The organism is Rhodobacteraceae bacterium LMO-JJ12 (assembly GCA_021555075.1).
In the GTDB taxonomy this organism is placed as follows: Bacteria; Pseudomonadota; Alphaproteobacteria; order Rhodobacterales; family Rhodobacteraceae; genus JAKGBX01.
Window position 1 is genome coordinate 710,026 of sequence record JAKGBX010000001.1, and the last position, 14,495, is coordinate 724,520.

9 protein-coding genes are annotated in these 14,495 nt (G+C 58.5%); 5 read left to right on the forward strand and 4 right to left on the reverse strand.

Annotation, left to right across the window (positions count from 1 at the left end; translation table 11 throughout):
* Positions 1 to 33: 33 nt before the first annotated feature.
* Both msrB and msrA read left to right on the forward strand, forming a co-directional pair.
* Positions 34 to 480: a peptide-methionine (R)-S-oxide reductase MsrB gene (gene msrB / locus LZG00_03360; protein MCF3593031.1), complete on the forward strand. Its 447-nt coding sequence runs from the start codon at positions 34 to 36 to the stop codon at positions 478 to 480.
* Complete coding sequence (gene msrA, locus LZG00_03365) at positions 477 to 995, forward strand: peptide-methionine (S)-S-oxide reductase MsrA (protein MCF3593032.1); 519 nt, start codon at positions 477 to 479, stop codon at positions 993 to 995. The genes msrB and msrA overlap by 4 nt, the downstream gene beginning before the upstream one ends.
* A gap of 50 nt (positions 996 to 1,045) precedes the next feature.
* On the opposite strand, the gene kdsA is transcribed toward msrA, so the two are convergent.
* Positions 1,046 to 1,873: a 3-deoxy-8-phosphooctulonate synthase gene (gene kdsA / locus LZG00_03370; protein MCF3593033.1), complete on the reverse strand. Its 828-nt coding sequence runs from the start codon at positions 1,871 to 1,873 to the stop codon at positions 1,046 to 1,048.
* Positions 1,874 to 2,152: 279 nt separating this feature from the next.
* On the opposite strand from kdsA, the gene LZG00_03375 reads away from it, so the two are divergent.
* The 3 genes from LZG00_03375 to LZG00_03385 are packed head-to-tail and all read left to right on the forward strand — an operon-like array spanning position 2,153 to position 7,226.
* Positions 2,153 to 2,761 (forward strand): TetR/AcrR family transcriptional regulator, encoded by a 609-nt coding sequence (locus LZG00_03375; GenBank protein MCF3593034.1) that lies wholly within the window; start codon positions 2,153 to 2,155, stop codon positions 2,759 to 2,761.
* Positions 2,758 to 4,140 carry a hypothetical protein gene (locus tag LZG00_03380; protein ID MCF3593035.1) on the forward strand — a complete coding sequence of 461 codons (1,383 nt, stop codon included), beginning with the start codon at positions 2,758 to 2,760 and terminating at the stop codon, positions 4,138 to 4,140. Before LZG00_03375 ends, LZG00_03380 begins: the two co-directional genes overlap by 4 nt.
* Positions 4,137 to 7,226 (forward strand): efflux RND transporter permease subunit, encoded by a 3,090-nt coding sequence (locus LZG00_03385; protein MCF3593036.1) that lies wholly within the window; start codon positions 4,137 to 4,139, stop codon positions 7,224 to 7,226. The genes LZG00_03380 and LZG00_03385 overlap by 4 nt, the downstream gene beginning before the upstream one ends.
* Before the next feature lie 217 nt (positions 7,227 to 7,443).
* On the opposite strand, the gene LZG00_03390 is transcribed toward LZG00_03385, so the two are convergent.
* From LZG00_03390 to LZG00_03400, 3 genes are all read right to left on the reverse strand, one after another.
* Complete coding sequence (locus tag LZG00_03390; protein MCF3593037.1) at positions 7,444 to 9,435, reverse strand: choice-of-anchor L domain-containing protein; 1,992 nt, start codon at positions 9,433 to 9,435, stop codon at positions 7,444 to 7,446.
* A gap of 191 nt (positions 9,436 to 9,626) precedes the next feature.
* Positions 9,627 to 12,206, reverse strand: a complete 2,580-nt coding sequence (locus LZG00_03395; protein ID MCF3593038.1) for a VWD domain-containing protein — start codon at positions 12,204 to 12,206, stop codon at positions 9,627 to 9,629.
* A gap of 885 nt (positions 12,207 to 13,091) precedes the next feature.
* Positions 13,092 to 14,399: a hypothetical protein gene (locus tag LZG00_03400; GenBank protein MCF3593039.1), complete on the reverse strand. Its 1,308-nt coding sequence runs from the start codon at positions 14,397 to 14,399 to the stop codon at positions 13,092 to 13,094.
* Between the last annotated feature and the right edge of the window lie 96 nt (positions 14,400 to 14,495).

The following is a 14,495-nucleotide window of genomic DNA, read 5'->3' on the forward strand; positions in this document are numbered from 1 at the left end:
CTATTGTAAGAGACACGCGCCAGGAGAAATGACATGAAATACGCAAAAACCGATGAAGCGATTGCCCGGCTGACGCCAGAGCAATACCGGGTGACGCAGGAGAGCGGCACCGAGCGGCCATGGTCGGGTGAGTTGAACGAAAACAAGGCGGCTGGCATCTATGTCGATGTCGTCTCGGGCGAGCCGTTGTTTGCTTCGGCTGACAAGTTTGAAAGCGGTTGCGGCTGGCCCAGCTTTACCAAGCCGATCGAGCCCGCGCATGTGGTTGAGCATCGCGATATGACCCACGGGATGATCCGCACTGAAGTACGCTCGACCCATGGTGACAGTCATCTGGGGCATGTTTTTCCCGATGGGCCGGTCGACCGGGGGGGATTGCGCTATTGTATCAACTCGGCCAGCCTGCGGTTCATTGCGCGCGAGGAGATGGAGGCAGAAGGCTATGGCGACTATCTTGATCAGGTGGAGGACGTGACATGAGCGAAGGAAAACACGAGCGTGCGGTTCTGGCGGGCGGCTGTTTCTGGGGTATGCAGGATCTGATCCGCAAAATGCCGGGGGTTGTCAGCACGCGGGTCGGGTATACTGGCGGCGATGTGCCAAATGCCACTTATGGCAATCATGGCACCCATGCCGAAGCGATTGAAATCACCTTTGAACCTGAAACCATCAGCTATCGACAACTGCTGGAGTTTTTCTTTCAGATACATGACCCGAGCACGCCGAACCGGCAGGGCAATGATCGCGGTATGTCGTATCGCTCGGCCATTTATTACACCTCGGACGAGCAGAAGGCGGTGGCGCAAGACACGATTGGCGATGTTGATGCCTCGGGTCTGTGGCCCGGCAGGGTGGTGACCGAGGTGGAACCGGTGAGCGATTTTTGGGAGGCGGAGCCGGAGCATCAGGATTATCTTGAGCGTGTTCCCAATGGCTATACCTGCCATTATGTGCGCCCGGGGTGGGTTTTGCCAAAGCGCGACGCTGCGGAATAGGCGGATGGCCGGGCGTGAATGCCCGGCCATTTTTTTCAAGAATGGAGCGTTCAGGCGCCTTTGGTCAGCGTATCCAATGCGGCGAGGCGACCGATAAGGGGTGCCATCTCTTCAATCGGGATCATGTTGGGGCCATCGGACGGGGCATTGTCGGGGTCTTCGTGGGTTTCGATGAACAGCCCCGAGACGCCAACGGCAACGGCGGCGCGCGCCAGAACCGGGGCAAATTCGCGCTGGCCGCCCGAGGTGGTGCCTTGGCCGCCGGGCTGTTGCACCGAATGGGTGGCGTCAAACACCACCGGATAGCCGGTGCGCGCCATGATCGGCAGGCCGCGAAAATCGCTGACCAATGTGTTGTAGCCAAACGAGGTGCCGCGATCGCAAAGCATGATCTTTTCGTTGCCGGTTGAGGCGACCTTGGCGGCGACGTTTTCCATGTCCCATGGGGCGAGAAACTGTCCCTTCTTGACGTTGAGGGCAGCACCGGTTTCACCCGCCGCCAGCAATAGATCGGTCTGACGACAGAGAAAGGCCGGGATTTGCAACACATCGACCACCTCGGCCACGGGTGCACAGTCTTGCGGCAAGTGCACATCCGTCAGCACAGGACAGCCGAATTCCTCGCGGATCGCCGCAAGAATTCGCAAGCCTTCCTCCATCCCCAGCCCACGTTTTGAGCCGAGCGAGGAGCGGTTGGCCTTGTCATAGCTGGCCTTGAAGATGAATTGCGTTCTTGTCGGAGCGCAGGCTTCGGCGATCCGCCCGGCGAGCATGCGGGCATGATCAAGGCTTTCCAACTGGCACGGTCCGGCGATCAGAAAGAAGGGTGTGTTGCCGCCTGCGTGAACGGGGCCGATATCAAAGCTTTTGGAGGTCATGGTGCGCGTCCTTGGATGGCGGCAGGAATTGGCGGCAAACTAGAGTGCTGAGCGGGGCGCTGCAACACTTCCGGTTCATTGCATGTCGGTGGCGACGACAGGCGGGGTGCAATCCCGTTGGTCTATTGCCGCAACAGCGGGCAGGCCAAGGCAGGTGCATTTCGGTGTTGTCAGTTGCGAGTTTCGCAGTTAGTTATAGGGCTATAACTAACCGTGTGAGTCTCTCATGAACCGCCCGAGAGCAATGCAAAATTGGGACGTGTCAGGGGCATGACAGGTATGAGTGCGCGAAAACCCTCGCAGGATCGCAAGGAAGAGATCTTGACCACGACGCTTGATCTGGCTTTTGAGGTTGGTCCCGACAACGTGACGACCGGGTTGATTGCGCGCCGCCTTGGGCTGACCCAGCCGGCGATTTACAAGCATTATCCCAAGAAGGACGATATCTGGCAGGCCGCGACCGATTTGCTCTGTGCGCGAATTCGTGAGAACGCCCGGCAGGATGTGGCAGAGAGCCAACCGCCATTGATGCTTCTGCGGCGGCTCGTTCTGGGCCACCTGCATCTGGTCAAACAGATCCCGGCGCTGCCTGAAATCATGGTGACGCGCGACCCGGGCGGGAAGCTGAGCGATACCCACCGCCGTATCCATGCAGCGATGAGTGAGCTGCGAGGTTCTCTGGAGCGGAGTTTTGAACGCGCGCAGCTTGCCGGGCAGTTGCGCGCCGGTTTACCGATCAACGACGGTGTGACGCTGGTGTTCGGAATTATCCAGAGCCTGGTGCTGCGGCTGATCGTGACGCGCGATCCTTCATTTTTGCTACCAGTCGGTGAACGCCTGTTAAACCTGCAATTGACGCTGTTTCAAAGCGAAGGAAACGCCCCATGAAAACCGGTTTCAAGCTGGCTCTGATCACTCTGCCGATAGCCGCCATTGGCGCGGGTGTCTTGGCCTATGTGGTGTCCAATAGCCCACCCCCGGCGCGTGTTGAGCTTGCCGAGCGTGCCATTTCTGTGCGCGTGATCAGTGCCGAAACGAAGGCGGTAACTCCGACCATCATCGGTTTTGGTGTTGTCGCGCCCGAGCGCACCTTTGAGGCTGTTGCCGAAGTGGGTGGGCGGATTGACTATGTTAATCCGGGCCTGCGAGACGGGCAGATCCTGCCTGCGGGGGCCGTGCTCATGCGGCTGTCGCCAACCGATTTCAACCTTGCCATCGCGCAGGCCAAAGCCAATATCCGCTCGGCCGAGGCGCGGCTGGCTGAACTGGCTGTTTCCGAGGAAAGCCAGCGGGCCGCTCTGGAGATCGAGCAAGAGGCGCTGGCTGTGAAGGCATCGGATCTTGAGCGGGCCGAGGCGTTGTTCAAGGCCGGAACAATGTCGCAGGGGGCGCGTGACGCAATCCGCGCGGCGCATCTGGCGCAACGCCAGAAGGTGCAGGGGATCGAAAGCACGCTGGCGCTGTTTCCGACTCAGCGTACGGTGCAGACCGAGCAGATTGCGGTTTATCAGACCAATTTGGCTACCGCCAAGTTGAACCTTGAGCGCAGCGAATTGACGTTGCCTTTTGCGGCGCGGGTGGCGTCGCATTATGCCGAGGTCGGGCAGTTCTTGAAGGCGGGTCAGGTCGGGGCCACATTCGATGGCATCGAGCGGGCCGAAGTCGAGGTGCAGCTTTCTCTGGACAGCTTTCGCGGGTTGATGAGATTGCGACAGGCCGCGACACCGGCCTTGATCCTTGACCCGACGCGGATGAGCGAGACGCTTCGCGGTCTGGGGCTTGGCGCAAAAGTGCGGTTGCGGATCGGCGATGAGGTTGTGAGTTGGCCCGCCAGTGTGGACAGGATCAGCGAAGAAATCGATCAACGCTCGGGCACGGTGGGGGTCGTGGTGGTGGTCGAGAATGCCTATCGTCCGTCTGTAAGCGGCAGCCAGCCGCCGCTTACCAAGGGTATGTTTGTCGATGTTTTGTTGAGCGGCGCGCCGATTGAAGGCGTCGTGCTGCCGCGCAGTGCCTTGAGGGACGGGCAGGTTTTTGTTGCCGATACCGACAACCGGCTGCGCATGATTGCGGCAACGCCGATCCTTGAACAGGGCGAGATTGCGGTGTTTGGCGATGCGATTGCCGAGGGCACATCTGTGTTGCTTGCCCCGCCAAACCCGGTGCTTGCGGGGCAGTTGCTTGATCCGCATCCTGATACAGGGGTGATGATGCGACTTCTGAGCGAGGATGCGTCCGGAGTAGCCTCCGGAGATGACGCGAAATGATACGTTTCTTTGCGGCGCATCCGACGATCGCCAATCTGTTGATGATCCTGTTTCTGGCTGCCGGTCTGGTCGTGAGCCCGACGCTGTTGCGCGAAACGTTTCCGCGCAAGGATCTGAGCGAGATCGAGATCAGCGTTCCTTATCCCGGCGCGTGGCCAGAAGAAGTGGAAACCGCGATCTGCGAGCGGATCGAGAATGCGCTGGATGGGGTGACGGGGTTAGAGCGACATTCGTGTGAAGCGCGCGAAAACCTGGGGCGCGCCGAAGTGAAAATGCGCGAAGGCGATGATTTCCAGACTTTCATCAACGATGTGAAAACCGAAATCGATGCAATCACCGATTTTCCGGAGCGGGCCGAAGCCGCCACCGTGCGCGCGCTGGGGCGCACCGATTTTGTGGCTTCTGTCGCCATTACGGGGCCAGAGGCGCGTACCGATCTGAACGATCTCGCCGAACAGGTCCGCACCCGGATGCTGCGCTGGGGCGGTATTCCCAAGGTCGAAATCCGCGGCTTTTCGACCCGCGAATTTCAGATCGACCTGCGCCCCGGTGAGTTGCAGAAATTCGGCGTGTCGGTTGCCGATATTGCGCGGGCCGTGCAGGGCGGGAGCCTTGATCTGCCGGCCGGCAACATTGAGACGGCGACGGAAACGCTTTTGGTGCGGGTGGCCGAGGAAAGGCGCGATGCGCGCGGGATTGGTGATCTGATCGTGCGGTCGTCGGCGCTGGGTGGGCAGGTGCGGTTGGGTGATATCGCCGATATCACCGAGGGATTTGAACTTGATGACGATGTGATCTTGTTTGATGGCCGACCTGCGGCGGTTCTTGATGTCACCAAAACGCGCGTCGAAGACAGCCTGCGCACGATGGACGCATTGCAGGCCTTTCTTGAGGCCGAGCGCGCGCAACTGCCCGCCGGTGTGAAGCTGGAGATTACCGCCGATGGTGTTTCGGTGGTGCGCGAACGTCTGTCGTTGGTGGTGATCAACGGGTTGCAGGGGCTGGCGCTGGTGTTTGGGGTGCTGTGGCTGTTCTTTGGCTTTCGGTTTTCCTTCTGGGTGGCGATGGGGCTTCCGGTGTCGTTCATGGGTGGTGTCGCGCTGATGGCGCTGGTTGGTTATTCGCTGAACCTGATGACGTCTCTGGGACTGCTGATCGTGATCGGCCTGTTGATGGACGACGCCATTGTGATTGCTGAAAACATCGCCCGGCTGCGCGAGAAAGGGCGTAGCGCGCTTGAGGCGGCGGTTGAGGGCGCAAGTCAGGTGTTTCCCAACGTGCTTGCCTCGTTCGGGACCACGGCGATGATTTTTGGGTCGCTGGCGTTTTTGGCGGGTGATCTGGGCGCGGTCTTGCGGGTGGTGCCGGTGGTAATGCTGTTCGTGCTGATGGTGTCGCTGGTCGAGGCGTTCCTGATCCTGCCGCATCATCTGATCCATTCTCTTGAGGTGGCGAACCGCGATGCCGGACTGAGCACGCGGGTGGAGCGCGCGATGGACTGGGCGCGCGAGCGGCTGGTTGGGCGGTTGGTCGATCTGACGATCCGCTTTCGCTATGCCGTGGCCGGTCTAAGCCTTGCGGTGCTGTTGATTTCGGTGAGCATGCTGGCGGGTGGATACCTGAAGTTTACTGCTTTTCCCGAGCTTGATGGTGATACGATCGTGGCGCGGGTTCTGATGCCGCAGGGCACGCCGCTGGCGCGTACTGACGAGATCGTGGAGAAGTTGGAGGCCGGGCTGGAGGAGGTGAATGCCACGCTTAGTCCGAAACAACCGGGGGGCGCGGCGTTGGTGCGCCATGTGAGCGTCTTTCACGGGCAGAATACGGACGCGTTTGAGACCGGTGCGCATGTGGTCACGATCAGCGTCGATTTGCTGCCTTCGGCCGAGCGGGTCAATGGCCCCGATGAGATCATGGAGTTGTGGCGCGACGTGGTTGGGCCGGTGCCGGATGTGATCAGCCTCAAATACGCTGAAAGCACCATCGGGCCGGCGGGGATTGCGATTGATTTGCGGCTGAAGGGTGATGACCTGGAGGCGCTCAAGGCGGCTTCGGTGGAGTTGCAGGATTGGGTCTGGCAATATCAGGGGGTGACCTCGGTTCTGGACGATCTGCGTCCTGGCAAGCGCGAATTGCGTGTAACGCTGAGCGATGCCGCCGGGCCGATGGGGATCACGGCCGCGATGGTCGCGGACCAGCTGCGTGCGGCCTATATCGGCACAACCATCAGCGAAATGCAGATTGATGGGAACCTTGTCGAGTTGACCGCGCAGTTCGGGCCTGGGGATCGCGCCAGTCGGGATGTGTTTGACGATTTTACCATCACCCGCAGCGATGGCACCTATGTGCCGCTCAACGTGGTGGCGAATGTCGAAACCGGGCAGGGCTATAGCCGGATCAACCATGAAAATGGGGTGCGCACGGTGACGGTGCAGGGCTCGATCGACACCCGCACCGCGAATGCGAATGCCATTGTCAGCGATACTATGGCGCGGTTCGTGCCGGGCCTGCTGGAGCGTCATCCGGGTGTCACGCTGGATGTTGAAGGGCAGAACGCCGAAGCGGGCAAGACCCAGCAATCCATGCTCAAGGGTTTTGTGATTGGGCTTCTGGGGGTGTTTTTGTTGCTTAGTTTCCTGTTTCGCTCATATGTGGAGCCGATTGTCGTCATGCTGGTGATCCCGCTGGCCTTGCCGGGGTCGATCTTTGGTCACATGGCGATGGGGTTGGATTTTTCGATGCCGAGCATGCTGGGATTTGTCGCACTGGCCGGGGTTGTGGTGAACAATTCGATCCTGTTGGTCGATTTCGTCAAACATGAACATGCCGATGCGGAAAACGTGTCGGTGGCGGCGGCGCGGGCGGCGCGGGCGCGGTTCAGGGCGATTTTCCTGACCACCACGACGACCATGGCGGGGCTGTTGCCGATCCTGACCGAGACAAGTCTGCAGGCGCAAATCCTGATTCCGCTGGTGGCCAGTCTGGTGTTCGGGTTGTTGATGGCCAGCATCGTGGTGCTGTTTGTGCTGCCAGCGATCTATGCGATCCTCGATGATCTCGGGCTGAGCACATTGTCCGAAGGGTGAGGGCAGTCGGGCTGGGTATGGGTGCGCTGTGTGCGTCGGCTGTCCCAAGATCCCGCCGGTTGAGAGATGAGGACGCTTTTGTGGGCGACGGCCACGCGTTTCTGATCTGGATGGGGGAAGTTTGCCGATCTTTCCATAAACGTTGTGTTTTGGGGAAAGAGCGAACCCGGAATTTGCACACCCGCTGCGATAGTGCAGCGGGTGTGCAGTTTGCTTCTTAGATAAACACGAAGTCGTCGACGCTCAGTTCAGCGGCATTTACGCCTTCGAGCAGGATGGTGTTCCCGTCGTAGCTGAGCATGGCGCCATCGGCGGTGTTCGTGGCGTTGAGTGCTGCGAACTTGCCTTCGAGCCCGGCACCGACGGCACCCTGGACGCCAGTCATGCGGAACTGATCGACGCCGACCTCGAAGTCGGTGATCACATCGGCGTCGCCGGAGTTGAAGGAATTGAAGATGAACAGATCAGCGCCTTCGCCGCCGGTCATCGTGTCGTCTCCGGTTCCGCCATTGACCCGGTCATCGCCAGCGCCGCCATCGAGCATGTCGTTGCGACCGCCGCCATTGACGACATCGTCGCCGTCGCCGCCATTGACCACATCGTCGCCTTCACCGGCGCCGATGGTATCGTTGCCGGTTCCGCCGTCGATCGTGTCGCGGCCAACGCCACCACCGATGTTGTCGTTTCCGGCGTCGCCATTGATGATGTCGTGGCCGAAAGACCCGCCCATATCATCGTTGCCTTCACCGCCCGACATCGTGTCGTTCCCGGCACCGCCATAGACGAAATCATCGCCGTCGCCGCCGTTGACCACATCGTTGCCTTCGCCGGCGCCCATGGTATCGCTGCCAGCGCCGCCATCTATCGAGTCGTCGCCGAGGCCACCACCCATGTTGTCGTCGCCGTTGCCGCCGAGCACCGTGTCGTTGCCGTCAGAACCGGCAAGTTGGTCGTTGCCGTCGCCGCCATTCAGGAGATCATCGCCGGCACCACCGAACACACCGTCGTTGCCGTCGAGCCCGTTTATTGTGTCGTTTCCGGCGGTACCCGTAAGGGTCTCGTTTCCGGCCGTTCCGTTGATCAGTTCTCCATCGACCATGACGCCTGTGGCGCTGACGGAGGTGTTGCCGCCCTCGTTGACGAACTCAAAGCTGGCCTCGCTGAAGTTGCCTTGAAGCGTGAGGTTGGTGTCTGCCGTGCCGTCGCCATCGCTGTCGATTGCGAGAATGGCCGACCCCATGGTGATCGTGACATCGTCGGCGCCAAATTCGCTGCCCTCGAACTGCAGTTCGTCGTCATCTCCGAACCCTTCGATCAAATCGCCGTTGAATTCCTGCGCTGTGCCGGCGACCGTGTCGGCCCCGCCACCGAGGTTGATCAGCTGCGGTGCGGCGTTGGCATCGATCATGTCGTCGCCGCTGCTGCCGTTGGTCTGAACAAAACTGCCGCCGGCATTGAGGTTGGAGGCCTGTACATTTCCGATGAAGAGGCCGGAATCATAGGCGGAATCGCCGGTATCGGCGATGCCGATGGTCACGGTGTTTTCACCTTGTTGAATTGGTGCGACCACGTTCAGGAGTACCGAGAACCCGTCGTATTCGGTGCTGTAGCTCGCTTCTCCTGTGGTGTTATTAAAGAAGTTGCCGTCTGTATTGATGCTCTCGCCGACGATCGACAGCGGCTGTGTTGAATCGTTGTTGAACAGCGCATAGTTTACTCCGTTCACAATGACTCCGGCGATGTCCACGAAACTGCTGTTGACGAATTCAGGATATTCATCCGAGCCGAAGAATAGTTCGAACTGGATTGAAGGGGCGTTGCCCAGGTCGGCGGAATCAAACGTGAAGGTCACGACCGATGCGTCCCGGGTGCTGCCTGCGCCTGTGAAGGCGGCCTGCACGACTTCTTCCAGAACAGCATCGCCCGGCTCACCCAGGTTTACTGTGAAACTGTTGGAGGTATTCTCGGTGCCGGGGCCACCACCCGAGGACAGGAAGATGCCGCGGTCGATGCCCACGACTTCGGCTCCGCCGATCTCGGAAATGCTGTGGCCGTTTTCAAGCAATGCGAGGCTGTCGAGAGAGCCGGTATAGGAGATGCTGGTCGGGGTAAATCCCGAGTCAGAAAACAGGAAATCGTTGATAAGGGTTGGGCTGTCGGTTTCGCTTAGTCCGATGCCGATACCTGTGGCTGACGGTGAAACTGGCATGATAAACCTCCTAATTGGAATTGAAAAAATCGTGCTATGAAAGGCTGAGTCCTAATGAAATGTAAGCTGCCCCAGCCCTTCTCCGAGAAGCATGCTAGACAAAGGGTTTCGCGAGGTCAACGCGGCAAAACCTTACCATACCCCGCGACTGCCATCACCTGACAGGCGGGGTATGATGTTGGTATGGACCCTCAGAGGAAGGTAAAATCCTCAAGTCCCAGCTCAGCGGCGTTTACCCCTTCGAGCAGGATGGTGTTCCCGTCGTAGCTGAGCATGGCGCCATCGGCGGTGTTCGTGGCGTTGAGTGCAGCGAACTTGCCTTCGAGCCCGGCACCGACGGCACCCTGAACACCGGTCATGCGGAACTGATCGACGCCGACCTCGAAGTCGGTGATCACATCGGCGTCGCCGGAGTTGAAGGAATTGAAGATGAACAGATCAGTGCCTTCGCCGCCGGTCATCGTGTCGTCTCCGGTTCCGCCATTGACCCGGTCATCGCCAGCGCCGCCATCGAGCATGTCGTTGCGACCGCCGCCATTGACGACATCATCGCCGTCGCCGCCATTGACCACATCGTCGCCTTCACCGGCGCCGATGGTATCATTGCCGGTTCCGCCGTCGATCGTGTCGCGGCCAACGCCACCACCGATGTTGTCGTTTCCGGCGTCGCCATTGATGATGTCGTGGCCGAAAGAGCCGCCCATATCATCGTTGCCTTCACCGCCCGACATCGTGTCGTTCCCGGCACCGCCATAGACGAAATCATCGCCGTCGCCGCCGTTGACCACATCGTTGCCTTCACCGGCGCCGATGGTATCGCTGCCAGCGCCGCCATCTATCGAGTCGTCGCCGAGGCCACCACCCATGTTGTCGTCGCCGTTGCCGCCGAGCACCGTGTCGTTGCCGTCAGAACCGGCAAGTTGGTCGTTGCCGTCGCCGCCATCCAGGAGATCATCACCGGCACCACCGAACACACCGTCGTTGCCGGTGCCCCCGAACAACTCATCGTTGCCGTCCAGACCGGTCATCAGATCGTCGCCGCCGAGCCCGTGCATTGTGTCATCCCCTGCGGTGCCCGTAAGGGTATCGTCACCCTCTGTTCCGCGGTTCAGTTCTGCCAAGGTGAACACACGCGTGTCATTGGTTTCAGCGATTTCGGGCGCGTCAGCAGCCGAGTCGATATAGGACGCATCGCCAGTCACCAGATAGTCGAGCAGCGCGTTGTTGAAGTTTGCCGTGCCTTCGTTCAGCCCTGCGTCAAGGAGGACTGTTGTTGCGGCGGCGATTTCTACATCGGTGAAGTCGCTGATGGACGCGATTTGCGCCGGGCTACCCGGCAGATAGAAGCCTTCGAGCGTTTCGCCAGTGTCATAGGTAAAGAGGCTGTCGTCTGTTGTGCTGACGCGCCAATCGTCGCGATATGCGCCGTAAACGTCTTCGAATGCAAACGGGCGTAGCAAGGGCGTGCCATCTGCGAAGGCAACATCATTGGCGGCGTCGCCGTCGGCATCGCCAAGCAACCCTTCCAGATTGCCGGCCAGCTCGGAGTTGAGCGACATGACCATGTCGACACGTCCATCAAGCACGGTGATCCTGATCTGGCTGTCACCATCGTTGACGGTATCGTCGGCGCCCGCAAGCACGATTGTGTAAACGTTGTTGGCGCGGAAAACCTCATCATTGCCGATCATGATGCTGTCGAAATTCGGAATTTCCGTGGCAACACCATCGACGCTGAATGGGTTGACGTCAGCGGAGTCGATCATGATGTTGCTGTTGCCGACACGCGCGGCAATGGCAGAGTTCACGGTCAGCGAATCCGACCCGGTTACGGGTGTCATGCGGGCCTGAACTTCGAAGTCTGCGCCATTGGTTGCGCGCAGCAGAACAAATTCGCCTGCCGCATGGAAATCATAGGCCACACCGTCAAGCGTTACCAAGTGCGGGTCACCCGTTGTCGTGCCTGTCAGGGAAAGGTCAGGCAATGCGGGCAGGTCGGCGCTGTTGATATCGCCGGAGCGGACAGCAAATTCCCAGATGCCGATTTCGCCGGTGTTGCCCGCGACGTCGTCCAGGGCAAGAATGCCGGCCTCGTTACCGGAGGCTGGAAGCTCGAAATAGGCATTCGGATCACCGGTGCTTGCCGTGAAGCCGGCCCGTGCCGGGGTGCCGCCCAAGCCACCGGAGCCGCCGCTTGCGTTTCCGGTTGTCCAATTGATGTCTTCGTAGCGGAATTGAATGTCAAAATCGCCGTTGCCCTGATCGGTGAGGACCAGTTGGAAGGCATTGAGCAGGCTTGTGTTGCTCGAATAGAATCCGACGTCGTCCCATGTCACGATCAAGCGGTCGTTGACGGTGTCGAAATCATAATAGACGAGGTTCGAGCCGGTGGATGTGCCTCCCGGCGTGGGCGTCGTCGCGCCGCCCCTGGTGTCTACATCGGCAAAAAACGGGGTGATCTCGGGGTTGTTGTTGTTGTCGGTAATGACCGAGGGGGTAAATTGACCACGCGGCCCGTTGAACGTGACGCCGCCGTTATTGTTTACCCACAGGGTTGTAAATTCGCGGCCAAAGAAGTTCAGGCCATCCTCAAAAATCGACGTGATGTCAATTTCTGTGGAGGACCCGTCATCGTTGGCAGGTAGCACGTTTTCGCCAAAACCGGCAGTACCGCCGAGCCCGTCAATCAATGCAGCATCGCCGGGCAAATTCTTGATCAGGCTCGTTGTCGTGTACGAGACTTTCAGCCCATTGGTTTGATTATCAGTCATCTTGATTACCTCTTCTTGTCAGTTAGGAGAGCAAAGGTTGTTTGTAAGGTCGTACTAATTTCAGGTTCAGAACGTTCATCGGTTTATCTTGTCTTCTAAAGAAGGTGCCGCGCACGTGGCTCTGCAGCAGTCCTTGTTGATATGGTTTCCCTCATCCATATTTTTTGATTTTTCCATCTGGCCATTATATTTCTTCTATCCCCCATCGTATTCATGATATTATCGTTCAAGATATGACTTGTTCACATCTAGATTCGCATGAAGCTATATCGAAATTTATTCGACAGCATCATTGATATTTCCGCCTGAATAGTGTGATTCATGTCACCTATTTCTTTTTAATTGTTCTAAATCTGTAGTGCAGAGAAACTTTGAAAACTGGCGTAGGCCAGCCGTGATTTTGCAACTTTGGTGATTTCAGTTATATGCCTGTGAAGTTTCAGGGATTCATATATTCCCCTTTGAGAATATTATAAGTTACTCAAGTTTTTTCAAGCAAAGTTAACATCTTGCACAGAAGCTTTCAATTTGGAGAGCTTGAAGCCACATGAAACGATTGCAATGGCTACCATGCACGTGAATGCAGGACGGTTGGCAATTCCATGTAGACCGTTACGGCCTTGCGTAAAGAAAATTTCGGTAGATCATATCATTTTCCTCCAAAAACGGTGCGATCACACCTCGTCTTGATCAGTTTCAATTATATACATTCCCTAAATCGAATGCAAAGTGGCAATTCGTCGCCCCCGTTTCATCCTAAGTGTCTTAATATCCCCGTAAAAGTTGACGCTACGTAAGCATCCATTTTTCCCGGATACTCTTTAAAAACAGGTAACGAAGCCAAACGAGGGGGCGGGTGCCTTTGCGTTTACACCTTGCAATGGTTCAACGGTTCACAAACAGGTCTTTGGTCAGGTTGTAAGGTTCAAGCCAATTGAACCAGTGCACATCGGTTGGCCCCATAACGTGGTCAATCACCCGCCATTCGCTACCATCGTGCAGCATCAGAACCATGGCGACATCGCTCATGACACCTTGCTGGATTTCCCCGGCGAACGGGGTGTTCGCCCAATTGATCTCGCGCCCGCTGGGTTGCACGGGTTTGGCCTGAAGGTAGGCCCATTGGTCATCCGTGTTGAACACGGAGACGACGAAAATGACCTGCTCGCCCAGCTCTGCCGCGATCGGGACGCGCGCGACATCCATAAGGGTCGAACGCAGGGCGGAACCGCGCTGAGGGGTATAAAGCGCGTCGGGCCTGAGCGTGGGATAACGCACCTGATTTGCCCCAGGCATGGCGGCTTGGGTCGTGTCGGGTTGAGTTGTTGACATCTCGCCAACACTCGAACTTCCCGGCCCGAATGAATTCGCCATATAGGTCAGGATGGCATCGAATTCAGTCTTTCTGGCGGCGGGATAGGTGATCTCGAACACCCGTATCAGACCGTCGGGGCCATCGGAAATGACCCGGCGATAGAAGATGTCGGCCCCCCTGAACCCCGAGAGCACATACCAGCCCGGACCGGCGCGCTCATACGTTATGCGTGATTGTGTATCGGCCTGCTTGTCCTGTGCGATCATCTCGGCTTGGGTGAGGCCCAATGCGTTGAATTGCGCAAAGACATAGAATGCGGCCGTGCCATCCACCGACACGAACCGGCGCCCATCGGCATTGCCGGGTGGGGCCTCTGGTCGGAAATACTCGGATGGATAGGAAATGAACGTGCCGTAGCGATCATTTTCATAGATGGAATAGCCACCTTCAATGGCCGTGAACCGGTCATGATCCTCGGCTGATACGGGGGCTGTGGGCGTTACCGGCGGCGGAGGCGGGGCTATGGTGCTTCGTGGTGCGGGTTGGGCGTTTTGGGTCGCCATGATGCCACCGCTTGCCGATGGGTGCCCAAAAAGGGTTCCACCCTGCCATCGGCCTGTCAGTGACTCGGTCGCTGGAGAGGGTAGGGTGGAAAGTGGCGCCTGACCGAACCAATCATCCTGATCCGCCGATTTGACCGCGGTGGTGTTTGCCTCTGTGGCGGGCGATTGGGTTGGTGGAACAAGAACCATCGGTGCGCCCGGCTCGGCGCTGGTTTGGGACGCCACGGGCGCAGCAAGTTCAGCAAACCATGCGCAGGTCATCAGCAAGGTTACGCCACAAATCCGGCGCGTATGGGGTGTCTCAGACAGGATCATGGATCATCCTCGCGGTGTTGGTGACGGGTCGGGCAAAAGTGGGCCCGAATGCGCAAAGGTCTATGCCCCGTGCTGCGAGAGCAGAGAGCAGGTCGA